Raw genomic sequence first — 24,806 nt, forward strand, 5'->3', positions numbered from 1 at the left:
ATGAGTTTAGGATGAGGAGAGGTGAGAAGAAGTGGCAGAAGCTACTCTTTTGAAGGCTGAAACGTTGATCGATCCCCAGGTACAGTCTACTTTTCATATTGAGCATTCGATTAAGCACACTACCCCGCTGCATTATCATGACTATTATGAGATTTTTATTATCACTGAGGGGTCTTGCATCCATCACATTAATGGTGAGGCACAGATTTTGGACAAGAACTCGATGGTGTTTATCCGGCCAGAGGATACGCATTGGTATGACTTTTACGATGAGACAGATTGTCAATTTATTAACGTTAACTTTTACAAAGAAGTGGTGGAGGATGCTTTTCAGTATTTTGAGAATCTGATCTTTGCGCAAAAATTAAAAAGTATGAGGATGCCGCCCCATGTTCTTCTGCCATCCTTCAATAGAGAGAGCCTTGTCCAGAAGGGCAAGCTGATCCATCTATACACAAGTATAGACAAGCAGAAGGCCAGAATTATGGCGAGAAGCTTTCTGACGGATGCGTTGACCTATTACTTTTTCAATGAACAGGATGAGAACAAGAAAGTTATGCCAGGGTGGTTGAACGATCTGCTTCTGGATATGCAAAAGAAAGAGAATTTCACAGCCGGTCTGGAGCGCTTGTATGATCTCTCTGATCACAGTGTCGGTCATATGAATCGCGTATTCAAACAATATCTTCACACCACCCCGACGGCTTACATTAATCAACTGCGGCTTGGATATGCCAAGAATCTATTGCTGACCACAACGTTAACGATCCTTGAAGTGTCCTATGAAGCCGGGTTTGATAATCTCAGTCATTTCTACCATTTGTTCAAAATGAGCTATGGCGCTTCTCCAGGGAAGATTCGTTCACGTTAGGAACTCCGTGTGAATTTTCGTATCATATATAAATTTAATAATGCATAAAAATTAAGACCACTAATTATGTAGTGGACACCCTGTGTAATCACTCCAAAGAGAACTTCAAAAAATGAAATGGAGGAAGGGAAAATGTCCATAAGAACTAAAAAGAATACGTTTTTTATCAGGTTTTTTGCGGTCTGTATGAGTTTCATATTCATAAGCTCTTTTTTCAGTTATGGTGCCAAGGCTGCAGAAGCCAGTCCGCAATTTAAAGTCATCGCTTTCTACAATGGAACTTGGGATGCGGCCCATATCAGCTTTGTAAAAGAAGCAAACCAGAGATTTCCCGAGCTGGCCAGTAAGTATAATTTTTCGTACGAATCAACAAACGATTGGAGTAAACTTAATACTTCGAATCTTTCCCAGTACAAGGTTGTTATTTTCCTAGATGATGCACCTCCCGCTGCCCAGAGACCTGCATTCGAGCAATATATGAAAAATGGCGGAGGATGGCTGGGATTTCATGTCAGCGCTTTCACCACGAACCCATCGTCATGGAACTGGTACTATAACGAATTTTTGGGATCGGGAGCTTTTAAATCAAATACGTGGTTCCCAACGCCAGCTACTTTAAAGCTTGAAAACAGCACCCACCCTGCTACCAGTAATATGCCAGCAACCTACAAAACCCCTGCCAACGAATGGTATAGCTGGTCGGTGGATTTGCGGACCAAACCCAATATTGATATCCTGTATTCCATTGATCCGGTGAGCTTTCCTCTGGGCACAGATCCCAACCAATCGTGGTACAGCGGCTATTATCCTGTAGTTTGGTCCAATAAAAATTATAAGATGATGTATCTCAATATGGGCCATAATCTGATGGATTACGCTACTAATACTACGAAATCGTTTACATTTTCAGATGAGACGCAGAACAAGTTGATTACGAATGCGCTCCTGTGGATGGGCGGCGGTCAGCAGCCTAGTACTTCCGTTAGTGTGCCTGGGACGATAAAAGCTGAGAATTATGCCAGCATGTCTGGAATCCAAACCCAGAGCACTACCGATACAGGCGGCGGCCAAAATGTGGGCTGGATCGACCCGGGCGATTGGCTGACGTATAACATCAATGTCGCTTCTTCCGGTACGTATAAGATAAGTTACAGGGTAGCAAGTCCAAGTGGCGGCGGAACCATCCGGGCCGAGAAAGGCAATACAGGTCAGGTGCTTAGTTCCACCCAAGTTCCTTCTACAGGTGGCTGGCAGACATGGACTACTACTGCTTCCAGTGATATTAGCCTTTCTGCTGGCGAGCAGCAATTAAGATTATCCTTTCCCGCCGGCGGATTTAATCTGAACTGGATCAAAATCGAAGAGAAATCACCGACTATAAAAATTGAGGCAGAGGATTATATCGAAAGTTATGGCGTGCAGAAGCAAGATACAACAGACGTTGGGGGAGGGCAAAATGTGGGCTGGATTGACCCTGGTGACTGGATGACTTATTCAACTCCAACCCCGCTGTCTCCCGGAACTTACACAATCAGCTATCGGGTAGCTAGCCCCAATGGCAGTCAAATTCAATTCGAACGGGCTGGCGGCGGTGCTGTATTCGGTACCATCACTGTTCCAGCAACGGGAGGATGGCAGAACTGGACCACGATCTCCCATGATGTCGTATTTACTTCTACAGAACAGCAAATTGCGTTAGCTTTTCCAACCTTAGGCGGCTTAAATGTGAATTGGTTTACGATTATGAAGAAGTAATATCAGAAAGCAATGCTGCTGATGAGCAGAACGGTTGTACGGTAATTCGATTTAAGGTATTATCGGTAACAATATCAACAAAAGCCTCCAAACCCACGCTAAAGTGGGATGGGGGCTTTTGTTAATTAACGATACTTAATTTTATTGTTCCACAGGTAATTTTGCAATATCCACCCACTCCGTAGCATGCCCATGGGTGAAAAGTTCATCAGGCGTCAGCTCAACTACACTGGTGGGACTGCCGCAAGCCGGGAACAGCGTATCAAAACGTTTAACCGAGACATCGATATACACAGGAATGTGATCCGCGACAGCGAAGGGACAGACGCCGCCGACTTGCTGATCCAGCTGTTCCTCCACTTCGGATGCCGTCAGCATCCTAGCTTTCATACCAAAGTAATGACGGAACTTCTTATTATCGATACCCACGTCACCGGCCATTACGATCAGCATGCAATCCTCATCTTTTCTGAGACTCAGTGTCTTGGCAATTCGGGCAGGCACAACACCAATGGTATTCGCCGCTTCCTCAACCGTTGCACAGGAGCTGTCAAAATGTTTGATTCGACCGGTCATTTCCTGTTCTTCAAAATATGCAACAATTTTCTCATACGACATCGTTATCTCGAACTCCTTCTCAATCTAGTAGTAGATTAATAGCACTATAAACTAGCAATAACGCCATTATCACATTGACCACTCGCCAGTAGTTGTTGATGACATTATGAAGCAGCACGCCAGCCATAACCCATATATGAGTTGCCCCGTTACCGATTGCAGCTGACAAGAGGATAAAACCGGCAATGGCAGGGTATGAGGAGTAATAAGGCAGGATGTACGCAATGAAGACGGTGAGGCCCCATAATATGATTTTCACATTCACGAATTGCAAAATGAAGCCGCGCCAAAATGATGAAGAGCCAGACTTCTGATCTTCATTCTTCGCTGGTTTACTTGTAATCGTACGGTAGGCAAGGTACAAGATATAAATACAGCCGACATATTTTAAATAGATCAGGATGCCGGGCAGATATCTTCCCAGGATTACGCTGAAGAAACCGCAAAGAATCATCACAGCCAGGAAGCCAGCATAGATTCCGTACAGCAGCGGTCTGCTTTTCTTCAACCCATAAGTACTGACTTCATTTAATGCGAGAATGTTGTTTGGCCCTGGCGAAAGGGCTGTTGTTATTGCATATGTGAAAAAAGAGATCCATAGCGCAACATTCAATTGAAAAGCACCTCCTTTTACGTTACGATAGCATAAATCGATATTTTAATATAATTGAAACATTGAATAATTAAATTCGATTCTATCGAACTGAAAGAAGGATATTACCATGGAATTGAAATATTTGTACACAGTAAAAACCATTCTCGAAGCCGGAAGCTTTCAAAATGCAGCCCGGCAGCTAAACTATACACAGTCCACAATTACCTTTCAGATGCAGCAGCTGGAACAGGAACTAAGCGTCAAGATTTTTGAAAAGATTGGCCGGAAAATGGTGTTGACACAAGCCGGAAAAGAGATTTTGCCGCTGATTGATAATATCATTAAGTCTACTGAGCAGATTAGTAACTATGGTAAAAGCGCGCTTGAAATTAGTGGCGACCTAAATGTCGCTATTCCAGAATCTCTATTAATCTATAAATTACAGCCTCTACTAAAAGCTTTTAAAGAGCAGGCTCCACGTGTAAAACTATCTCTGCAAGCCCTGAACTGCTATGTAATTAAAGACAAAATCATTAGCGGGGGAGCCGATCTGGGGATACATTATGATGTAGGGGGACGTTCCAGCTCTGTAATGAATAGATCTTTGTCTGCACATGACCTGGTGTTGATCGCTTCACCGCTTCTGGTCGAAGATCAGCATAACTTTACAGCGAAGGATCAGGCTAAAGCGGTCAGCATGATTGTTAATGATCCGGGCAGTATTTTTCAGCAAAAATTCGATCAGTATATTAAAGACAAGAACATTGTAATGGACAACATCATTGAGGTCGGGAGCATTGAAGCGACGAAGCGCTGTGTAAGCAGTAATTTAGGAGTGGCCTATTTGCCTCGCTTTACAGTGGAAGAGGAGCTAAGGAATCAATCTCTTATTGAACTGACGACAGAGCTTGAAGCTGAACGTATCACAGCGATCTGCTCCCATCATAAGAACAAATGGCTGAGCCCGGCGATGGAATTGTTTGTATCTTTGTTGGAAGAACATTTGGTATAGAAATAACAACCTGCGGACAAAAGAAAAAGGATCAAAGCATCTGGAAAATCAGATGTTCGATCCTTTTTACGTTATGCTATTTCGTTCCGTTTTCTTTATTGAACGATTCTACAACATCGTCGATGGTGCGAGTAACCGGGATGAAGTTTCCTTCGTATCGTTTCTGAATATACTCTTTGACCTTGTCAGAGTGGAGCACGGTGTTCAGCTTCTTGAAGGCTTCCGCCTTGTCTTTTAAAATGTCTTCCTTCGTTGCTACTACGTTAACATAGGCGCTCTCCTGCTCATTCTCATGGAATAGGGAGGTGTCCAGCTTGTACCCCGCCTGCAGAGCCACACCATTATTAATAATGGCTGCGTCTACGTCATCCAGCACTCTTGGGAGCATCCCGCTTTGCGCTGTAATAATATCCAACTTGTGAGGGTTGTCTGCAATCTGATCTACTCCGCCCTTAGCAAGGTCAAAGTTCTCAGGCAGCTTAATGAGTTTGGCTGATTCGAGCAGCTTCAGGGCCCGGACCAGATTGGACTGATCGTTCGGGATCGCAATCTTGGCGCCGTCTTTAATCTCATCCAGATTCTTGATCTTCTTGGAGTAGATACCGAGCGGGGCAATAATCGTCGTATCCGCAGCCACTAGAGAGGCATTGTGAATACCGTTCCAGCTTGTTAGATAAGCAACATGCTGGAAAGCGTTGGCCTCAAGGTCACCGTCGGCGAGAGATTGGTTTATATCTACCTGACCAGATAGAGTGACGACCTCAATCTTTAATCCTTCGCCTTTGGCTTCATCTCGCACGAAATTCCACAAATCAGTTTGAATATCTGTCGTTCCTACTTTCAATGAAACTTCACTGCCAGAGCCTGTCCCCTTATTACTGCACGCCGATACTAGCGTAACTGCCAATACCGTAGATACTGTTAATAAAAGCCGACCCCATTTTAATTTCTTACTCATCTGTAAAGACCCTCCTAAAATTGAATGAAAAATAATAGTGATTAATTCCTAGTAAACACATGAGAATTATTAAAATCATAACAGCTTTGTCTCGAATGTCAATCCTTAGTTGCTCAATTGAGGAATTGATTTCCTCTGCAATCTAATGTATCATAAATTAAAATTTTAAAACTGAGTATACCAATTTATTAACTATGTTTAACGATATTTTTTCTATCTGCAATCATTCAGGTCTATTACGGAAAGGATGAAATCTATGTCTGCCAAGAGACAAATAAAAATTGGCTTATATATTGTCGGAACCGGGATGCATATTGGTTCGTGGCGACTGCCGCAAGCGCAAGCGGATGCCAGTATTGATGTTGGCTTTTATAAAAAAATCGCCCAGGAAGCGGAAAGAGGCTTGTTTGATGCTGCCTTTATCGCTGACAGTCTGGCTGTTGATGAGAATTCACATTCACAAATCTTGAATAGATTCGACCCTACTATACTGATTACTGCTATTGCAGGCGCCACTAGCCATATCGGGGTTGTAGCCACTGCTTCTACCACTTACAACCAGCCCTATAATTTGGCCCGGCAGTTCGCCTCGGTCGATATTATTAGTGGAGGAAGAGCCGGATGGAATGTGGTGACCACTGCTGATGCGACAGGGCTTACTGCGCTTAACTTCAGCCGCAAGGAGCATCTCCTTCATGATGACCGCTACAAGGTTGCAGAGGAATTCATTGATGTAGTGAAGGGGTTATGGGATTCATGGGAAGAGGACGCCTTTATCCGTAACAAGGAGACTGGCGAGTTTTATAATCCGGATAAGGTGCATCTGCTCAATTATGAAGGTGAATTCTTTCAGGTAAGGGGGCCGCTCAATATCGGACGTACACCGCAGGGTCATCCTGTGCTGTTCCAGGCAGGCTCCTCCAACCCGGGGCAAGAACTGGCTGCGAGAACGGCTGAAGTGGTGTTTAGTCACAAAAAATCGTTCGAGGAAGCCAAAGACTTTTACAAAGAATTGAAAGGTCGGATGTCCAAGTATGGGCGGAGCGAGGATGAACTGCTTATTCTACAGGGCATCTCGCCGATTATCGGGCGAACGGAAGCTGAGGCAGCGGAGAAAGCGGCGCTGTTGGACTCCACGGTTATCCAGGAGCAGGCGCTACGTTTCTTGTCCGGCTATGTGGGGAATGTCGATCTGACTGCCTACAGTCTGGACACCCCTGCATCGCAAGTGGCTTGGAAGGAAGTGAACAGCATCCAGAGTGATTTTGATCGAATTCAGAAAATCATTCGTGAAGAGGACCTGACCATCGGCGAGCTTTACTCCAAAATCAGCAATGTGTCATCGGATGAATCCCTGCGTGGTACACCGGAGCAAGTGGCGGATACGCTGACGTATTGGTTCGAAAATGGCGCCGCCGACGGGTTTATCTTCGTTCCACCTGCACTGCCGGACAGCCTGGCTGACTTTGTCGAACTGGTCGTGCCTATTCTTCAGGAACGGGGTATCTACCGAACGGAATATGATAGCACTACCTTGCGGGGACATCTCGGGCTCTCAGTTCCAGTCAATCGTTATGCAAGACAACCGTTGCCTGCAAGCCAGAGTTAAAACAGGAGCCCATAAATCAACTTCAGGAAATAACGTTAGCAATGTATCAAAACGCAGATCAGAATACGATTCAGCGGTTTCGTTCAAACAGCTGCAACATTATGTGCTAACACTCGTCTATGGGGATGTAACATTCCAATTACTGGCGAGGAGACAACAATGATGAACAAAAAATTTGCAATGCTGGGGGCAACAGCTATCCTTACCCTCGCGATTACTGGACAAAGCTTTGCCGCTGGGGTGGCTTTTACCGATCTTGCGAATATACCGGCCAAGGATAAGATTATCTCTTTGCAGCAGAAGGGCTACATTCATGGTGTCAGTAGTGATCGCTTTGATCCTAAAGGGACATTGACTGCGGCTCAGGGAATTCAGCTACTAGTTAACGCCTTTGATTTGAATATTGATCTGTTGCGATTTATCAAAGAACCACATGCGACCGATTATTTCCCTAAGGCCAATGATGCTGCGTGGTATGCCAAGACTCTAATCATTGCTGCCAATAACAACATTGACTTGTCCAGAGATCTGGACCCCGGAGCAGCATGGACCAAGGAAGAGTTCACTCATCATTTGATTCTGGCCATGCAGGAGAGTAACAATCTGCCGCTGTTCAAAATCAAACCGCTGGAGTTTGGCGATCAGGGCCAGCTTAGCACTGAATTTGACGGGTCTGTTCAGCGAGCACTTGTGCTTGGGATTGCCAAGCTGGATCAGGACAACAACTTCAAACCGCAGGAGAAGATCACCCGCGCCGAAGCGGCGGAGCTGGTCTATAACGCGCTGGCCTATATCGAGGCACACCCTGCGCCTGCACAGGGTTCTTAAGTCGGGATCGCTGGACAAGAGACTTAGCTAATCGCCCCATCATAAGCAAATACAGCAGAAGACCATTCATCCTTCATTGGGTGAGTGGTCTTCTTGCATGTTAGGTTGGCTATACTGACTGCAACACATGATTATTTTATAGAAAATGCTGATCAACTTGGATGTTATCTCTGGATAGATTAACCTACACTAGAAGTATGATTGAAATGGAGACGCAGTTAGGGGGGCAAAAGTGGTGACGGAATCGATTTATTTTGGAAGTGTGTTTACTGCGGGTGTACTGTCGTTCTTTTCCCCTTGCATTTTGCCTTTACTGCCTGTGTATCTCGCCTACCTCGGCAGTTCAGAGCAGGGCAGTGGTCAAGAAAGGTCCTGGAAGCTGGGGAAGATGACAGTCTCACCATTGCTAATAGGTAGAACACTGATGTTTATTCTTGGGCTATCGGCAGTCTTCGTAATGCTTGGTTTCGGGGCAGGTGCGCTTGGCGGAGTCCTGGGGAGCTCGTATTTCATTACAGTCTGCGGAATCGTGGTGATTCTGTTCGGAATTTACCAGACGGGCTTGATCAGGCTCTCTTTCTTGGAAAAAGAAAAGCGCATTGACGCTGATTTGCAGCATAAAAAAGGCTTTGGCGGTGCCTTTCTGCTCGGGTTCACATTCAGCTTCGGCTGGACCCCTTGCATCGGTCCTGTGCTTGCGGCTGTGCTGGGCCTTTCGGCAAGCGGCGGCTCGGCGGGCACGGGAGGGATGTATATGTTGGTCTATACTCTGGGCTTGGCGTTACCGTTTCTGGTAATGGCCGTATTCTCCAGCCTGCTGTTAACGAAGGTGCGCCGGATCTACAAGCATATGCGTGTACTGAAAGCCATCTCAGGCATCGTATTAATTGTGATGGGACTGCTGCTGGTCAGTAATAAGCTGAACATGATTACAAGCTATTTTCAAGTGTAGAAGGAGGAAAGCGTCATGGGAAAGATGAAAACATGGGTCTGGGTCGCAATAGCTGCCCTATTGGTAATCGGCGCGATTGGTATTTATGGTAGAGAGGGTGTCACTTCAGCATCGGTAGCCGGAGGGGCAGTGAACAAGGGGCAGCTGGCGCCGGCGTTCAAGCTCAAAGATTTGCAGGGAAATGAAGTGTCCTTGGCTGATTTCAAAGGGCAGAAGGTATACGTGAAATTCTGGGCGTCCTGGTGCCCTATTTGCTTGGCGGGACTGGATGAATTGGACCAGCTGTCGAGCGAACAGCATGACTATAAGGTATTGACGATTGTCAGTCCTGGATACAATGGGGAACAATCGGCTGCTGATTTTGCAAACTGGTTCTCCAAAAGAGGGTACGACCATATTCAGGTGCTGATGGATGACGGGGGAACGTGGACTCGCAAATTTGGTGTGAGAGGATATCCTTCTTCCTATTATATCGGCTCGGATGGCATTCTGGTCAAAAGTGCACCAGGACATAACACGAACGAAGTCATTGCCGAGACTTTTCAATCCATACATTAAAACAGAAGGATACGGGAGGAAATTATGAAACGACTAGGACTGATAGGTTCACTGCTGCTATTGCTGGTACTAAGTGCTTGCACGCCGTATAATTTAATCGGTGATGGAGGGATCGCTTCCGCAGGCGGGGGCCAGGTCACAACCGCTTCTCTGCCGAATCCGAACAAGGATGTGGATTACTCAGGTAGTGAACTGCGCGATATTTATTTTGCCGGCGGCTGCTTCTGGGGCATAGAAGCTTACATGGCCCGGGTATACGGGGTTAGCGATGCTGTATCCGGCTATGCCAACGGTACCGGAGAGAATCCTTCTTATGAAGATGTTGTCCGCGGGGACAGGGGGTTCGCTGAGACGGTCAAGGTCAGCTATGATCCGAAACGAGTGACTCTCGAACAGCTTATCGCGGCGTTCTTCAAGGTCATCGACCCGACAAGTGTCAATAAGCAAGGCAATGATCAGGGAATTCAATATCGGACTGGTATTTATTCGAGCAATGCAGCGGACCTGGCTGTGATTAAGGATGCTATCAAGAAGGAACAGCAGAAATATGACAAGACCATCGTGACCGAAGCGCTGCCACTCAGCAATTTCTATATGGCAGAAGAGTATCATCAGGACTATCTGGAGAAGAATCCGAACGGGTACTGCCACATTGATCTGAGCGTCGTGCAGGATGTGAATATCCACATTGATGCATCTAAATATCCTAAACCAAGCAATGAGGAACTGAAAAAGAAACTAACCAAGATCCAGTATCAAGTAGCCGTGCTTGCTGATACTGAGCATGCGTACTCCAATGAATATTGGGATCAGTTTGAGCCGGGCATCTATGTGGATGTTACAACAGGTGAGCCGCTGTTCGCCAGCGCTGATAAATACGATGCAGGTTGCGGCTGGCCGAGCTTCACCAAGCCAATTATTCCGGATGTCGTAACCTACGACGAGGATCACAGCTTTGGGATGACCCGTACAGAGGTGCGGAGCCGGGCGGGCGATATTCATCTAGGTCATGTCTTCGATGATGGTCCGGCAGACAAGGGCGGCAAACGCTATTGTATCAATAGTGCTTCCATCCGTTTCGTTCCGCTGGCAGACATGGACAAGGAAGGGTATGGAGACCTGATTGTTGTCGCCAAATAAGAATGAAGGAGTCTAAAGGTTATGTATAAGCTGTTGCTTGTTGAAGACGAGGATCTGGTAAGAAACGGTATCAAGCGTTTCGTCCCCTTTGATGAACTGCATATTGTGGAAATCTATGAAGCTGCGAGTGGTGACGAAGGCTTGCGTATTTTTGAGGAGCAGCTCCCGGATCTGGTGTTGCTGGATATCAACATGCCACGTATGAACGGACTGGATTTTGCGACAAGGATCAAGGTGTTGAAGCCGGATGTCAAGATTGCCGTGATTACCGGTTATGATTATTATGACTATGCCGTAACCGCATTGAAGATCGGGATTGATGATTATGTGCTGAAGCCGGTCTCCAGAAAAGATGTGTTTGAGGTCTTGAGCAAGTTGGTGAATAAGCTAAAAAATGAGGGTCAGCAGACTGAACTGCTGACCCTTCTCAAGGATATGCAGCTACGGACGAACGGGACCGTACCGGTCAGTGAACCGGAAGGTGAAAAACAGCATGTAGCCCAGGTGATTGAGAGCAATCTTGCTAATCCGGAGTTCTCGTTAACCGCATTAGCGGAGCAGATGGGCTTTAGTTCGGGGTATATGAGCACATTGTTCAAAAAGCTGTTCAAGGTATCTTTTCAGGACTACATCGTATCGCTGCGACTGGAACGGGCCAAGCTGCAGCTGCTGGCTTCAGATAAAAAGGTGTACGAAATTTCCGCAGAAGCAGGGTTCGACAACCCGAATTATTTCAGTTCTTCTTTCAAGAAGAAATTTGGCATGTCACCCCTGCAATACCGTGAAAGGATCAAAGAGTAATGAAACCCTTCTTTCGCTCACTACAATTTCGTATTCTGTGGATTTACATATTAATAAGCATTCTGACGGTCGGGATCACTGGCAGTGTTCTTTATGTCGGCATATCCAGAGTGGTGATGAACCAGTCCGTGGAATCCAGCCAGATGGCTATTGCCAAGGGCGGCACGTATGTGGAGATGTATATTGACCGTCTCAACGTGCTGTCCACGATGCTCGCCCGCAATCCCGAGACCCTCCGGACGCTGGCAAATAAGAATAAGACTGATGAGCGGGATGTCCTTCAGTTCATCCAGAATGTACTGATTTCGGATCCGTTTATTCAGTCTGTGATCGTGATCGGTAAGGATGGTTATGTACTATCTAATGAACAAAAATTGAATATGAGGCGTTCGTCGGATATGATGGAAGAGCCATGGTACGTAGCTGCCATACATAGTAACATTCCTGCGCTTACCTCTGCAAGGATGCAGAAGTTCTCCATGGACAAGGATAACTGGGTGATTTCCTTGAGTCAGGAGGTCAAAGATGAGCATGGGCAGAATCTCGGCGTAGTGCTGCTGGATATCAAATACAAGGGACTTGAGGACTATCTCAACGGCTTGGAGCTGGGTAGTAAAGGGTATGCTTTTATCATCAACAGCAAGCATGAAATGGTCTATCATAAGGACGTTTCGTACTTTATGGATAGTGCCAAGCAAAAGCAATTAATTGCTATGAGTCAGCAGGCTCAGGGGTATGATCTGAAGGAGAACCGTCTAGTCTACCAGACCCATCTGAAGGGGACAGACTGGACGCTGGTAGGCGTAAGTTCTTTGGACGGATTGCAGCAGATCCGCATGCAGTTAATGAAATCGTTTATTATGGTCGGCGCAGCACTGCTGCTGCTTATCTTGATAACGTCGCCTTGGATTGCGAAGAGTATGACTCGGCCGATTCATCGGCTGGAGCAGGCGATGCAGCAGGTGGAGAGCGGACTGCTAGCCATCAGTGTGCCTGAGACTGGCGTTACAGAGGTGCAGGGCCTTGCCCGGCATTTCAACTCTATGGTGCTGGAGATCCGTCAGCTGCTGAAGGATATTGAAACCAAAGAGAGAGCGCTGCGTCTGCATGAGCTTAGTGTGCTGCACAGTCAGATTAATCCGCACTTTCTATATAATACGCTGGATACGATTGTATGGATGGCCGAGTTTCAGGATACCGAGCGAGTCATATCAACGACCAAGGCGCTCGCCGAATTCTTCCAGCTGTCACTGAGTGGTGGTGAAGAGTTCACGACGATTGAAAAAGAGATGGCGCATGTCTCCAAGTATTTGATCATCCAGAAGGAACGGTATGGCGACAAATTGTCATACGAGTTGGGCTATGATCACGCTTTGTCGGATCTGATCATTCCCAAGATCATTTTGCAGCCGATGGTTGAAAATGCGATTTACCATGGCATACGAGAGAAGAATGGACCGGGATCTCTTGCGATCAGCTGTGGCAGAACAGTCAATGGCAGCATACAGTTTATCATTAAGGATGACGGAGCAGGCTTTGATCCTGCCATTCTTGAAGCCGCCGCTGAGGCTTCCGGACAAGAGCCGGTACCACAGGTAAGATCCAAGCTGGGCGGAATCGGCATTCACAACGTGGATGAACGTCTCAAGCTATACTACGGGCAGAATTACGGAGTTACGATCACTTCCGCGCCCGGACAAGGGACCGAAGTCAAAATCGTTATCCCCTGACCCGCACTACGGAAGGGAGAGAGCAGTGATGGACAATACACAGATAAACCAACCAATGATTGAGGGGACAACCCAGATCAAGCTTCCGTTCTGGAATCTGCCCCGTAAACTAAACCTCATGCTGCTGATCATGTTCACACTGATGGTTATAATCATAATTACTGTTGTGCATGTACAGAACCGAAATCTGGTTATTGATGAAAATAAGGAACGGGCGCAGAGTATTGTACAGACCTTCGGTACAGTCATTCAGGCCAGCGAAGATAGTCTGCAGAACTATCTGGAGCAGCAGGTGCGAATGCAGCCGGATATTGTATCGATGAAAATCTATGAGGCGGTGGAAGGCGGTAAGGTCATTGCCGCCAAGGATACTTCGCTAGTGGGGCAGGATATCACGCCAGAAGTGCTACAAACTGTAAGTCATAATCAGGATCAGAGCTTGTATAAGAATGAACAGCTCGAATATATCGCCCCAATACATATTAATAATCAAGACGCCTATGTGGTGGATGTCGTATTTTCCTTAACACGGTCACTGCAATCAACGGACAAGCTATTGTTCAATGCTTCGATCATTGGCCTAATCCTGCTGGTGATATTCGGATCGATCCAGTATATAATTATTCACCGGAAAATCTCGAGGCCAATCCGTAGGATTATGGAGCTGGCGACGGAGATTTCCCGCGGCAATCTGCGGATCGAAATTCCAGCGCAGCGGGGTAAGGATGAGATCGGCCTTCTGTACCAGACTTTTGGCCAAATGACTGAGAGTTTGACGCATTTGATCGGCAGCGTACGGTTCGGAACCGGACAGGTAAGTAGGGCGGTGGACCGGCTGGTGGTAAATGCAGAGACGACGGAAGCGGCTGCGCAGGAGATTGCAGCCAGTATTCAAGAGTTGTATGACGGCAGCAATCTGCAATTGCAGCTGTCACAAGATAATGCCGATGCCATGGAGGAAGCGGCTGGTGGCATTCAGCGCATTGCAGATTCATCCCAGAGTGTTGCTGATATCAGCGAAGAAGCAACGTCGCTGGCTCATCAAGGCGATACTTCGCTCGAAGAGACAATTCATCAGATGGGTCGGATCAAATCGACTGTGAATGAGTTGAACGAAGTGCTGCATAGCTTGACCGATAAAACAAAGAGAATTGACGAGATCCTCCAGATTATCCGGCAGATCTCCTCCCAAACCAATCTGCTGTCATTGAACGCAGCCATTGAGGCAGCGAGAGCCGGTGAGTCCGGCCGTGGATTTGCGGTAGTGGCAGGAGAAATCCGCAAGCTCTCGGAGCAAACCGGCCAATCGGCTGAGGAGATCTCCGGGCTTGTCCATACGGTGCAGGCAGAGTCTGAAGCTGCCCTGAACTCCATGGAGGCAGTTAACGATGAGGTTACTGGCGGGATGCAATTGACGGAGGAAGCCGGAGTTATTCTCAAGAACATTCGGGGTAAAATAGAGGCCGTATTCAACCGCATTCAGGAGGTATCCGCTGCCTCTCAGGAAATTTCTGCAGGAACGGAAGAAGCGACAGCCTCGATCGTACAGATGACCGAGATCGCCCGGCAGTCGTCTGAGAAGACCTATGAATCTTCCGAAAGTGTCAAGAGCCAGATGAACCAGGTCAATGAGATGAAGGAAATGTCTGACCAGGTGAAGGTACTCTTGAGCAATCTCAAGGATACGGAAGCGGCATTTAAAATTTAATATGTGACCATGGGTAATGGCTGCAATTCTAGTAAGCGGCGAGTCTTCTTGTTCAGAGGAGACTCGCCGCTTTTGTGTATTTTGGAATATTTTACAAATGATAGAAAGCCCGTTATGATAAGAAAGAGCGAAGGTGTTGTGAAAAAAGGTGCATATATGATTGGGGAGGAATGTGCAAATGGAACATATCGAAAGGAGAAACAGCACAGTGAAGGTGGTATTCTATCTGCTATTTGCCGGGTATGCTGTGATAGCCGTCAACCTTATCTTATTCAAGACGATTCCTATAACAGCTATTTTCAGCTACCCTGGTTTATTGCGAAGTGTGAATCTCATGCCCTTTTACACAATTATATCTTACTTCAGTGATGATTCAGTGGGGCTCAAACGATTGTTGGAGAATATTCTGGGCAATATTGCGCTGTTTATTCCCTTGGGGGTTTTTGTATCTCATATGGGTGTAATGCGCTCTAGTCGGTACAAATTTGGCATCATACTGACGACCACCGTATCGTTTGAGATCATTCAGTATATATTGGCACTCGGCAGCAGCGATATCGATGATGTTCTGTTGAACCTGATCGGCGGGATGCTTGGCATTGCTGTGTATAAGAGTTTGGAGCGGAGGACGACTTCGAGAGAGCAGATTATGAATGCCCTCGTAGTCTTTTTCCTTGTAACAGGGATTAGCGGTATAGCCGTAATTGGAACTGTGGATCGTAATCTCCTGCCGTTTGGGCATCAGAAGTTTGAATATATAGATGAGAATAAAGGAATTATGGCGGGACTGGATGAGAGTACAGCTGATCTGTTCGGTGATCTGAATGCGGCGGAGCAAAGGACAATCACGGTTTATCAGAATCCTAAGTATATGACCACATTGTCAACCGCAGATACGGAAAAAGCGGCGAGTGAATTGTATAACGACATCTCCTTGAATGCTGCAACGAAAGTCTTCATCAGACATATAAGTTCGGAGAAAAATCAGCTCATTTCCAGATATGAAGAAGGTTCTACAGGGGATCTGGCTTCCTTGCTGAAACAAAAAGGTACTGATCCTACGGTTAGAATATGGTTGTCCGATGATGACGTTCAGGTCGCAAGAGCGGTGCTGGTGAGTGTGACGGATTGAGCGATGTAGTGTAGTTAATTATATAGAAATCAGATCATTTACCGTCTTCATGGAGTGTGGCTAACGGTTTCGCCAAGGCGTTCCACCTGAGTGGAACTAGTGACTCTGCTGTGCAATAAATGGTTTGCAGGTATTTGCTGAGCGGAGTCAATGGACCTGCAACCAGAATTTCTTTGATCTCTGAGGGCTTGCTCGGGACAAAAGTCGCTGTAGATTGCTTGAAGCGGTGAAGTGGCAGAAACATTTCGCAGGATTTCCGGTAGGACATTCGGTGCGGATACCGCGGAGAGCTCCCGGAATCGTATTTGGACAGCGCAATTACGTCAAAATGATCAGTCAGCAGTGCAGCGGCATCCAGTTGGAGAACGGCGAAAGATTCGTCAGGCTCCCGGCGGGAGTACATCCCGAGCATTGTTAGGCAATCGCGCTTGGTAGGCCAGAGGAATACATGACGGTCGAGACAGGTTCTAAATTGCTCCGGTGTAGTGCTGGGGTCCATTGCGTCGTCGGTAATGCGCAAATGAGCGTTCAGAACGACTGATTGCTCATTGAACAAGGTGGAATGTTTCAAGCTGCGACGAATGCCTTTAGACAGATGAGGAGCAATAACAGATGGTGAATACAGGGCATCGAAATGGGCGATGGCTTGCAGATTAGAGGCTCTGGTGAAGTGATACAACGACCGTCTGAGTGGGCTTTTGGTGATGTCGGCAACGATACTTATGTCCATGGGATTAGAATCTCCAATGCAAGGGATCAATATGCTTGAAACTGTATCATTATTATGGGCCTTATGTGGGAAAATCATTTTATTGAAGGCTCATTTCTATAGTGGCTTATTGAGCTTTTCTTTCTTGTGTTTGCTTACGAGATCCATAATAAAACTTATGAGTACGATAATAATAGAATGGAATAAAGGCTTAACCATGCTTGCATCATCATAAATAAAATAGGCGAATATGAAATTAGCTATAAAAATAAAGAGGTATCCGAGGATTGTAATCATTCCTTTCTGAGAGATTAATTTTAGTTTATTTTCAATATTAAGGTAAAAATCAAACGGATTCAATTGTATTATATAGCGCATTAAACAACACAACGTTAATTCTCGCAAATAACCAGATGTGGCTCGATCGTGATCCTTCCAAGGCGAATGTTAATTATTGCGTAGAGTCACTTCTACATAATTGCCCTCCAAAATTCAAACAATGAGAACACAATCCAAAGTGAGAAGGAGATGAGGGCATGAGAAAGTACCAATGGCGTCATCGGCTCATGACCGGGGGAAGAAACATTGCCGTGCTGCTGTCCGCCGGGTGCCTGGCGATATCCGGGAACTATGCTGCTACAGCAGCTGAAGGGGCTTATGGTAAGGACGTTCAGACGGTAGGTGTCGTTGCTGCTGCCGATGGACAACCGAAGGCTTCATTGAACGGGCCGGGCAGTACCGTGCCAGCGGGCAAAGAGGGCAAGCATTCTCGTCAGACCCGCAGCCGGGTAGCCATTATTATTGATGATTTCGGCAACGGAATGAAGGGCACGGATGAGATCTTTTCCCTGCCGATTAAGCTCACCGTAGCGGTGATGCCGTTCCTGCCGACCTCCCAGAAGGACGCGAAGCGTGCCCATGAACGGGGAGATGATGTACTGGTTCATCTGCCGATGGAGCCAAAAAGTGGGAGACCGGAGTGGCTCGGTCCAGGTGCAGTGCTGGCAAAGATGAGCGACGCAGAAGTGCGTCAGAAGGTCGAAGCGGCACTGGATAATGTTCCTTATGCGATCGGCATCAACAATCATATGGGTTCGAAAGTGACGGGAGATCCCCGAATCATGGGCATTGTGCTGGCTGTCTGCAAGGAGCGTGGACTATTCTTCGTGGACAGCAAGACTAATTACCGTTCTGTGGTGGGAGAGGTGGCACAAGAGCTCGGCTTGCCCCGTGTTGAGAACCACATTTTCCTGGACGATGTTCATAATGTCAACCATGTGCGTAAGCAGATGCGTCTTGTACAGGAACGGGCCCTTAATCTGCGTTACTGTGTAACTATCGGGCACGTCGGTGTACAAGGCAAAAATACCGCAGCGGGGATTCGCAGCGGCATTGAAGACATGAAGAACACGGTCGACTTCATTGGAATTTCCGATCTTGTAAAAGAAGAATGGAAGTGGACTCCTCGGCCTACACTTCCATAAGATAAGCGGCAATGCCATTCGCTACAGCTTCGGCAATCTCCTGCTGGCCCGCAGGACTACACAATTTCGCCCGGTCCGTTGGACTGCTGATAAAGCCCGCCTCGACAATTACCGTTGTGGCGGTTATTTTATTAAGCAGATAAAAGGGCTTGCCGGGTCTTGGATCAGTCTGCGTGCCATACAGATGGTTCAGCTGGCTCTGGATCGCTTTGGCGAGGATGAAGCTGCGTCCTTCCTGACGATACAGCACTAACGGTCCATGCTTGGAAGGGGAAGAAGCCCAGTTGATATGAATGCTGACGACAACGTTGGCCGGGAGTGTCTCGGCCAGCTCTTTACGCTGGGCTAGATCGCGCAGATGACGGGAGGAACTGCGCAGCCAGCGGTTCTCATCACTGGGCGCATAGTCACCGTTGCGATTCAGAATCGCATCGAAGCCATCGCTGCGGAGCAGCAGGAACAGCTTGCGGGAGATATCCAGTGTGATATCCTTTTCCAGAATTTTGCCGTAGGATGTACCGCCGTCCACGCCCCCGTGCCCGGCATCGATCAGGATCATCCGCTGGCCATGGCCCAGCATGTGGTGCCGTTCATCATCATCCTGTTGCTCCTGCGTGGAATACACCGGTTCAGCTCCGATATAACCTGGGGTCAGTAGTAGCATTCCAGCTGCCCAGCAAAGACTGATCCGGCGTAGGAACCTGGAGGAGCCCGACCCGATGGTCAACTTCATCTAAATACGCCTCCTTACCTGAAATGGGAAAAAAATCTGGGAGTGGTTACACTGTTAGATTGTGCCGCTACAGGCAAACCTATACGACCCTCTTCCATGGGTTTAGATTTCACGGCGGCGGAGCACACTATAGCTATAATGGAGTGTCCATCAAATCAAGGACAAACAGTGCAGGAGGTGGTGAATATGGCTTCAGGCGGCGATGAGCTGGTGAAGTATATCACCGAGAAAATAGTTGTATTTATCGAGGACCCGCGCAGCAGCATCCGTTCCCACAAAGAAATGGTGAAAGAGCCTTGGTCTGAGAAGTGGTTCGGTATGATCCCTATGGGTTGGTCTGTTTGGCGGGGGAGCTGGCCACGAAAGGAAAAGAGTACCGTATCATCCCTAAACAGGCATGATGCTTAGGCCAATTCAGCGTAGCTTTGGACTCAGCCTATATCACAGCAAAGAACCTTCCCTATGCCAAGATGGCTGTTGGAAGGTTCTTTGACATATCCTAATGTTCGCTTTCTCATCGTGATTCTAATTGAATGATGCTGTACGATTTCCGGGTAATTTCTGAAGCGTTCCGTTCTGGAGCAATACGGACAACGGTAAGTAACGTTTGCCTCCTGCACCTGTAGCTGCGTATAGAGCCGTCTTGGCGTCCGCAGTTTTCTCTGCTGGCAGCCAGCTCTGATAGCCTGTAATCGTAAAAGGTGATCCGAACAGGTCATTCCGTCCAGGTGCCTGAAAGACAAGGCTTACACCAGGAGAGATTTCAGCAGTAAAACTATCGGCATCCGTAACGACCAGCTTGGGCGATGTCAGCCATAGCAGATCCGCATAAGGATCGTCTGTTCCTCCGGTCCGGTAAGCGGTGCGGGGGATGGTAGCCTTTTTACTGGTTACATCCTCTAAGCTGACTGTTCTATTCTTGAATGCGTTATCCACCTGACTCAGGGTCCAAGGCAGCACCTGTGGTGCAGCGGCGTCGATAAAGACAAGCTTACCGTCGATTTTCAGCTTCCATACTGGCAGAAGGGGGGCATACAACGCTGTAAGTTCCAGTGTACCTGAATAAGTAGAAGAAATAAGTCCTTGCTGCACCAATAACCGGTGCAGTTCGCTTAAGCTGTACGGGAGACCATAGGTTCCGGCTCCGTATTCACTCAGTACATAACCTCCATCCTCAGAGGCGGAGATAATCATATAACCGATTCGCTGCTTACCATTCATCACATTGACCAGCCAGCCGTGCGTTCCCGGTCCCAGTGGGTAATATTGGGGTTTTGCACTGGCCCATTCCTTGAAGGGCGCTTGCTCCGAGAGCTTTATAATGTTCGATTGGGCGAAGTCTTCCAGAGTGACAGGGGCGGAAGCCTCCTGAAACCGGAAGATGGGCGGTACTTCCTGCGAGACGGATTGCACAACGCTTACGCGGCTGCCGGTCGCAGCGAGCTGTGACGGGAAACCAAAGCTTGCTGCTGCCAGTCCCAGGCATAACAGCAGCAGAAGGGAAGCGGGGAGCCTGCGGTGGCGTTCCCGCTGAACGAATATTTTCATAGCACCGATCACCTTTCTTCTCCATAAGCATACTGATATTGTAAAGGACAAGCTGTAAAAAGAGTGTTACAAGCTGTCGCGAGCAGCTGCGGGAATTCCGTTGTTTTTTTGCCTGCTTTTAGCGAGCCGGGTCGCATTCTATGCCTTCCGCAGATGAAACAGTCCATAGGTCACCGCAGAAACTGCAATTTGCGGTTCATACTGCCACACGGTCTCCTGCCTGCGCCGGGCATATTGCTCCTCGATCTCTTTACGCTTCTCTTCATCCGGTTCCTTGAGCAACTCTTCGTAATAGACGTCGATGATGTCTAGCTCCAGCCGCAGCCGTTCACGGGCCGCTTCCGCCCAGCTGTAATCCAGCCCTGCAAGCCGGTTGGTAAGATTGGCTTCCAGTTGTTCCGCGCCTGCCGTCACCGACATTTCAAGCGGCTGAACATGGACATTTTCCGGCAGGCGCGGGGTCAGCTTGAGTGGTGCAAGCTTATTCGCAAATTCATAGGTAATGACACCCGACACCAAAGAGATAGCCATAAAATGCAGCTCCTCACGCTTCAAGTCGCAGGACATCTCCACTTTGTAGCAGACTCCGAGCCATGGCTCATAGGCCGCTGAGAACAGCGTTGTTCGCTGGCGATTGCCAGGGTCTTCGAACAGGTAGAGGCATTTGCCTTCCTCACGGGCAGCGTCCCAGATCTGGCGCAGCCGTTTGCTGCCATAAATAACATCCTCGCGCCTGATCAGGCCAGGGCCAATCCTGGGCAAGGCGGGCATAACGCCGAAATAGCGGGACAAAATGCTGTCCTGCGGATTGCCCGGAGGAGGGGGAGATCCTACAGAGCCTGCGGTAATGGTACCTCCAGGTTCTGTGGCTGCTTCTATTTCGGCAGGCTTAACGCTTCCACTGCTGATGCCTGTCCTCATCACTCCGGAGGTTCCTAATCCCGAACTCCGGGGTGCCGCAGGGGCTTCGGCTTGAGTGTCATATTGTTCAGGATTGAACACGAACGTGAATGACAGTGTCTCAGGTTCCACTCCTGTGCGTTCTACGAAGCCCCAATAATAGGGACGATCTGTGAGCATCTGGTCTGCACGCGGAGAGAGCTTGACCGTCACATGCAGGGGAGAGGTCTCAATAATGGAGCAATCCGTGGCCTCAAGATAATCCATAACCTGCTTGCGCACTTGCTGTGGGGAGAGGGTCATGACGTTGTCTCACTTTCCTTCTTGATGCTGGTGTTCAATTGAGTAAGCGACTCACCGATTTGGTTAAGACCACTGCGCAGCTGCTGCTCGTCTTGCGATTCCAGCATGAGCTTGTACAGACTCTTTTCCAGCGATTCCTTCTTCTCGAACTTTTCCAGAATGACATCGAGTCCGCCGATAACCATCTCGAACATATTAATCTTCTCATGCAGTAGATGCAGAATATGCTCTTCAATGGTGCCTTGGGTCGACAGGTTATAGATCACTACATCATTTTGTTGTCCCAGTCTGTGGACACGTCCGATCCGCTGCTCTACCCGCATGGGATTCCAGGGCAGATCGAAGTTGATCATATGGTGGCAAAATTGTAGGTTGATGCCCTCGCCACCGGCTTCTGTAGCGATCATGACCTGGGCGCGGCCACGGAACAGATCCATCATCCAGTCTTTTTTGCCACGGTTCATGCCCCCGGAATAGGTGACGCATTGCAGCCCGCCTTCGCGAAAATATTGCAGAAGATACTCCTGGGTGGCCCGGTATTCGGTGAACACAATGACCTTTTCGTTCATTTCGCGGATTAGAGACATCGTCTTCTCCGCCTTAGTATTGGCTTTTACCGTACGAAGCGTCTGGAGCAGTTCCATCATCCGGTCACGCTTCGGTGAGTCCTCAGGCAGTTTCTTGATCAGGTTCACCAAGGTGATAAAGACGGCATCCCGGCTGCTGCATACCTCCCGCTGCAGGGTGACAAGAGAGAGCATACTGCTGAGATTGCCGCCCGCCTCCTGATACTGGTCTTTGACAAAAGCGGTAACCCCGTCATAAAGTGACTTCTCTTCTTCCGACAATGTCAGTGGAATATTACGGACCTTGCGCTTCGTAAAATTGACCGGGCCTTCTCCACGGCGATTACGGATCATCAGCTTGGACAGCTCCCCGCGGAGCTGCTCTTCGTTCTTAGGCTGACGCTTATCAACAACAAAGTTGGTGGCAAAATCGCCTTGATTCCCCAGCTGGCCCGGCTTCAGCAAAGTAATGAGATTGAACAGTTCGCCGAGGTCGTTCTGCACGGGGGTGGCGGTAAGCAGGAGGCAGTATTTTTTACGTAGCTGCTGTACGAACTGGTAATTGGTTGACTTCTTATTCTTGAGCTTGTGGGCCTCGTCAATAATCAGCATGTCGTACTCGTTGTTCATCAGCACTTCTTTATGCGGATCACGTTTGGCGGTATCCAGGGAAGCGACAACTATGTCGTTACCCCAGGAATAGGATTTCTTCTGGGCAATGGCAGAAATGCCGAATTTGGCGTTCAACTCCCGAACCCATTGCAGCACTAAGGAGGCCGGAACGAGGATCAATACCTTGGATACAAGTCCACGTACGAGATACTCTTTGAGGATCAGCCCAGCCTCGATCGTCTTGCCAAGTCCAACCTCATCGGCGAGAATGGCCCGGCCCGACATTTGGAATAGCACCTTATGTGCAGTGTCGATTTGGTGGGGAAGTGGGGAGAGTCCGGACAGATGCTTCATACATTGCAATTCGTCGAAGCTACTGACCAGAGTCGCTTTTTCGCCCTGCACGGCCAGCTGTGACAATCGCCAGTCGCCCCAGGGACCGCCTTTATCGAGCTTTGACTCCAAATCCTGCATCCAGTTGCGGTTAAAAGAAAGAGGAACAGGCAGCACTGGCGCAGGCTGACCCGCTCCGGCGGGCAGAGAATTACGGAATAATTGCGTCATACGGCATTCTCCTCTCGCAGTGATTCATATTGAATGTGTAAGAGTAGTATGCGCGGAAAAGAGAGGATTCATAACCCGGGTGTACTATTCTGAAAATATTAATACCCAAAAATAACCTTTATTGTGTATAATTAAAAATCCTGGAGGGATAGATGGACTCAAAGAGTAGTTTTCAAATAATTGTTAGTTGGAGGTCTTTAATGAGCCACATAAGAGGAATTATTTTGGAGGGTTACTCACACGCAGGAAAAACATCTGTTCTAAAAGCTCTAAAGTTACTTCAAGCACAAGAAGAATCAGCAGAGCGCAGTATCATTGTCTTGAGCGAACAGTATTCCCAAGTATTAAACAATGTTCATGGAGAATTTAAACGCTTAAGCCGTGATGAACATCTTCATATATTGAAAGAACGGGTTAGTATGCTACGACAATTAAATGAGTGGTCAACATATTTGGGTCCAGATGCATCTCGGGCGTCTAGAGGTATATTTTTTATATTGGAAAGATTCCATCTGAATCACAGAGTGGCCTTCCCCTCCGACTCCTTATATGAAATTGAATCACTTGAAAATGAACTGCTCCACCTTGGTGCTACATGTGTATTATTAACGGTTTCTTCTGGCAACGTAGAACAAAGAATGCAAAGTCGAACACCTCATGAATGGACAAGCAAATCAAGAGAACAAATCAGAAAGTCGGCCGATGAATTTATACAAACACAATCAGAACTACGTAAACAATCTAGTTTATCAATCCTGCCAACGATAGAGATAAATACTGACAATAAGGATTGGATTGCATATGCAAACAAAGTAATGGATTTATTGAACTAACTAATAATCTATATCCGTCGACTGCGGATACACAAAAAAAGGTTGGGTCAGAATAATCTTCTGCCCAACCTTTTTCTATCTAAATGAAGACAAGCTGTTGTCTAACTATAGGGGGAAATTCTCTAATAAACGAAAAAAGCCCCAATCCAAGCTATCGAAAAGAAGATGGATGAGATAGATTATGAACAAATGAAATTCTATTAATTAATGAGTCAGAGATATTCCATCGCCCAATTCCGACATCTATACTGCGTTATCTGCAGTGATTACAAGAATGTTACCTTTTG

Annotated in this window: 23 protein-coding genes; 15 read left to right on the forward strand and 8 right to left on the reverse strand. The window is 47.5% G+C overall.

Annotation, left to right across the window (positions count from 1 at the left end; all coding sequences use genetic code 11):
• Nucleotides 1-31: 31 nt before the first annotated feature.
• Both AC3Y23_RS17850 and AC3Y23_RS17855 read left to right on the forward strand, forming a co-directional pair.
• Nucleotides 32-871, forward strand: coding sequence for a helix-turn-helix domain-containing protein (locus AC3Y23_RS17850; RefSeq protein ID WP_379201372.1), 840 nt, complete (start codon nt 32-34; stop codon nt 869-871).
• Nucleotides 872-1,057: 186 nt separating this feature from the next.
• Nucleotides 1,058-2,626, forward strand: coding sequence for a carbohydrate-binding protein (locus AC3Y23_RS17855; protein WP_379201374.1), 1,569 nt, complete (start codon nt 1,058-1,060; stop codon nt 2,624-2,626).
• A 141-nt stretch (nt 2,627-2,767) separates the two neighbouring features.
• On the opposite strand, the gene AC3Y23_RS17860 is transcribed toward AC3Y23_RS17855, so the two are convergent.
• Nucleotides 2,768-3,244: a YbaK/EbsC family protein gene (locus tag AC3Y23_RS17860; RefSeq protein ID WP_379201376.1), complete on the reverse strand. Its 477-nt coding sequence runs from the start codon at nt 3,242-3,244 to the stop codon at nt 2,768-2,770.
• A gap of 19 nt (nt 3,245-3,263) precedes the next feature.
• Nucleotides 3,264-3,857, reverse strand: a complete 594-nt coding sequence (locus AC3Y23_RS17865; protein WP_379201378.1) for a LysE family transporter — start codon at nt 3,855-3,857, stop codon at nt 3,264-3,266.
• Between the two features lie 109 nt (nt 3,858-3,966).
• On the opposite strand from AC3Y23_RS17865, the gene AC3Y23_RS17870 reads away from it, so the two are divergent.
• On the forward strand, nt 3,967-4,851 hold the full coding sequence (locus AC3Y23_RS17870; protein WP_379201380.1) for a LysR family transcriptional regulator: 885 nt from the start codon (nt 3,967-3,969) through the stop codon (nt 4,849-4,851).
• Nucleotides 4,852-4,927: 76 nt separating this feature from the next.
• On the opposite strand, the gene AC3Y23_RS17875 is transcribed toward AC3Y23_RS17870, so the two are convergent.
• On the reverse strand, nt 4,928-5,809 hold the full coding sequence (locus AC3Y23_RS17875) for a MetQ/NlpA family ABC transporter substrate-binding protein (RefSeq protein ID WP_379201382.1): 882 nt from the start codon (nt 5,807-5,809) through the stop codon (nt 4,928-4,930).
• A gap of 256 nt (nt 5,810-6,065) precedes the next feature.
• Between AC3Y23_RS17875 and AC3Y23_RS17880 the strand changes: the two genes are divergently transcribed.
• From AC3Y23_RS17880 to AC3Y23_RS17920, 9 genes are all read left to right on the forward strand, one after another.
• Nucleotides 6,066-7,418 carry an LLM class flavin-dependent oxidoreductase gene (locus tag AC3Y23_RS17880; RefSeq protein WP_379201384.1) on the forward strand — a complete coding sequence of 451 codons (1,353 nt, stop codon included), beginning with the start codon at nt 6,066-6,068 and terminating at the stop codon, nt 7,416-7,418.
• Between the two features lie 162 nt (nt 7,419-7,580).
• A complete protein-coding gene (locus AC3Y23_RS17885; protein WP_379201386.1) occupies nt 7,581-8,246 on the forward strand; it encodes an S-layer homology domain-containing protein in 666 nt (221 codons plus the stop codon).
• Between the two features lie 235 nt (nt 8,247-8,481).
• Nucleotides 8,482-9,198 carry a cytochrome c biogenesis CcdA family protein gene (locus AC3Y23_RS17890; protein WP_379201388.1) on the forward strand — a complete coding sequence of 239 codons (717 nt, stop codon included), beginning with the start codon at nt 8,482-8,484 and terminating at the stop codon, nt 9,196-9,198.
• Nucleotides 9,199-9,213: 15 nt separating this feature from the next.
• Nucleotides 9,214-9,756: a TlpA family protein disulfide reductase gene (locus tag AC3Y23_RS17895; protein ID WP_379201390.1), complete on the forward strand. Its 543-nt coding sequence runs from the start codon at nt 9,214-9,216 to the stop codon at nt 9,754-9,756.
• Nucleotides 9,757-9,780: 24 nt separating this feature from the next.
• A complete protein-coding gene (gene msrB / locus AC3Y23_RS17900; protein ID WP_379201392.1) occupies nt 9,781-10,896 on the forward strand; it encodes a peptide-methionine (R)-S-oxide reductase MsrB in 1,116 nt (371 codons plus the stop codon).
• Nucleotides 10,897-10,917: 21 nt separating this feature from the next.
• A complete protein-coding gene (locus AC3Y23_RS17905) occupies nt 10,918-11,697 on the forward strand; it encodes a response regulator transcription factor (protein WP_379201394.1) in 780 nt (259 codons plus the stop codon).
• Nucleotides 11,697-13,427, forward strand: coding sequence for a cache domain-containing sensor histidine kinase (locus tag AC3Y23_RS17910; protein ID WP_379201397.1), 1,731 nt, complete (start codon nt 11,697-11,699; stop codon nt 13,425-13,427). The genes AC3Y23_RS17905 and AC3Y23_RS17910 overlap by 1 nt, the downstream gene beginning before the upstream one ends.
• A 28-nt stretch (nt 13,428-13,455) precedes the next feature.
• On the forward strand, nt 13,456-15,135 hold the full coding sequence (locus AC3Y23_RS17915; RefSeq protein ID WP_379201399.1) for a methyl-accepting chemotaxis protein: 1,680 nt from the start codon (nt 13,456-13,458) through the stop codon (nt 15,133-15,135).
• Between the two features lie 178 nt (nt 15,136-15,313).
• Entirely contained in the window at nt 15,314-16,267 is a 954-nt protein-coding gene (locus AC3Y23_RS17920) for a VanZ family protein (RefSeq protein ID WP_379201401.1), read from the forward strand.
• Between the two features lie 34 nt (nt 16,268-16,301).
• Here AC3Y23_RS17920 and AC3Y23_RS17925 read toward each other — a convergent pair whose 3' ends face one another.
• On the reverse strand, nt 16,302-16,997 hold the full coding sequence (locus AC3Y23_RS17925) for a DUF7002 family protein (RefSeq protein WP_379201403.1): 696 nt from the start codon (nt 16,995-16,997) through the stop codon (nt 16,302-16,304).
• 515 nt (nt 16,998-17,512) lie between these two features.
• Between AC3Y23_RS17925 and AC3Y23_RS17930 the strand changes: the two genes are divergently transcribed.
• Nucleotides 17,513-18,460, forward strand: coding sequence for a divergent polysaccharide deacetylase family protein (locus AC3Y23_RS17930; RefSeq protein WP_379201405.1), 948 nt, complete (start codon nt 17,513-17,515; stop codon nt 18,458-18,460).
• Here the strand turns inward: AC3Y23_RS17930 and AC3Y23_RS17935 are convergent.
• Nucleotides 18,447-19,193, reverse strand: coding sequence for an N-acetylmuramoyl-L-alanine amidase family protein (locus AC3Y23_RS17935; RefSeq protein WP_379201407.1), 747 nt, complete (start codon nt 19,191-19,193; stop codon nt 18,447-18,449). The genes AC3Y23_RS17930 and AC3Y23_RS17935 overlap by 14 nt on opposite strands.
• A gap of 186 nt (nt 19,194-19,379) precedes the next feature.
• On the opposite strand from AC3Y23_RS17935, the gene AC3Y23_RS17940 reads away from it, so the two are divergent.
• The gene (locus AC3Y23_RS17940) at nt 19,380-19,601 is read left to right on the forward strand and encodes a YqzE family protein (protein ID WP_379201409.1); all 222 of its coding nucleotides are present in this window, start codon (nt 19,380-19,382) and stop codon (nt 19,599-19,601) included.
• Between the two features lie 117 nt (nt 19,602-19,718).
• On the opposite strand, the gene AC3Y23_RS17945 is transcribed toward AC3Y23_RS17940, so the two are convergent.
• The 3 genes from AC3Y23_RS17945 to AC3Y23_RS17955 form a co-directional block, all read right to left on the reverse strand.
• A complete protein-coding gene (locus AC3Y23_RS17945; RefSeq protein WP_379201411.1) occupies nt 19,719-20,741 on the reverse strand; it encodes a hypothetical protein in 1,023 nt (340 codons plus the stop codon).
• A 138-nt stretch (nt 20,742-20,879) separates the two neighbouring features.
• Nucleotides 20,880-21,944, reverse strand: a complete 1,065-nt coding sequence (locus tag AC3Y23_RS17950) for a YqhG family protein (RefSeq protein WP_379201413.1) — start codon at nt 21,942-21,944, stop codon at nt 20,880-20,882.
• Complete coding sequence (locus AC3Y23_RS17955) at nt 21,941-23,686, reverse strand: DEAD/DEAH box helicase (RefSeq protein WP_379201415.1); 1,746 nt, start codon at nt 23,684-23,686, stop codon at nt 21,941-21,943. The genes AC3Y23_RS17950 and AC3Y23_RS17955 overlap by 4 nt, the downstream gene beginning before the upstream one ends.
• A gap of 200 nt (nt 23,687-23,886) precedes the next feature.
• Here AC3Y23_RS17955 and AC3Y23_RS17960 point away from each other — a divergent pair, with 200 nt between their 5' ends.
• Entirely contained in the window at nt 23,887-24,519 is a 633-nt protein-coding gene (locus AC3Y23_RS17960; RefSeq protein WP_379201417.1) for a hypothetical protein, read from the forward strand.
• Nucleotides 24,520-24,806 lie beyond the last annotated feature (287 nt).

The sequence above is a fragment of the Paenibacillus sp. MAHUQ-45 genome (assembly GCF_058133325.1).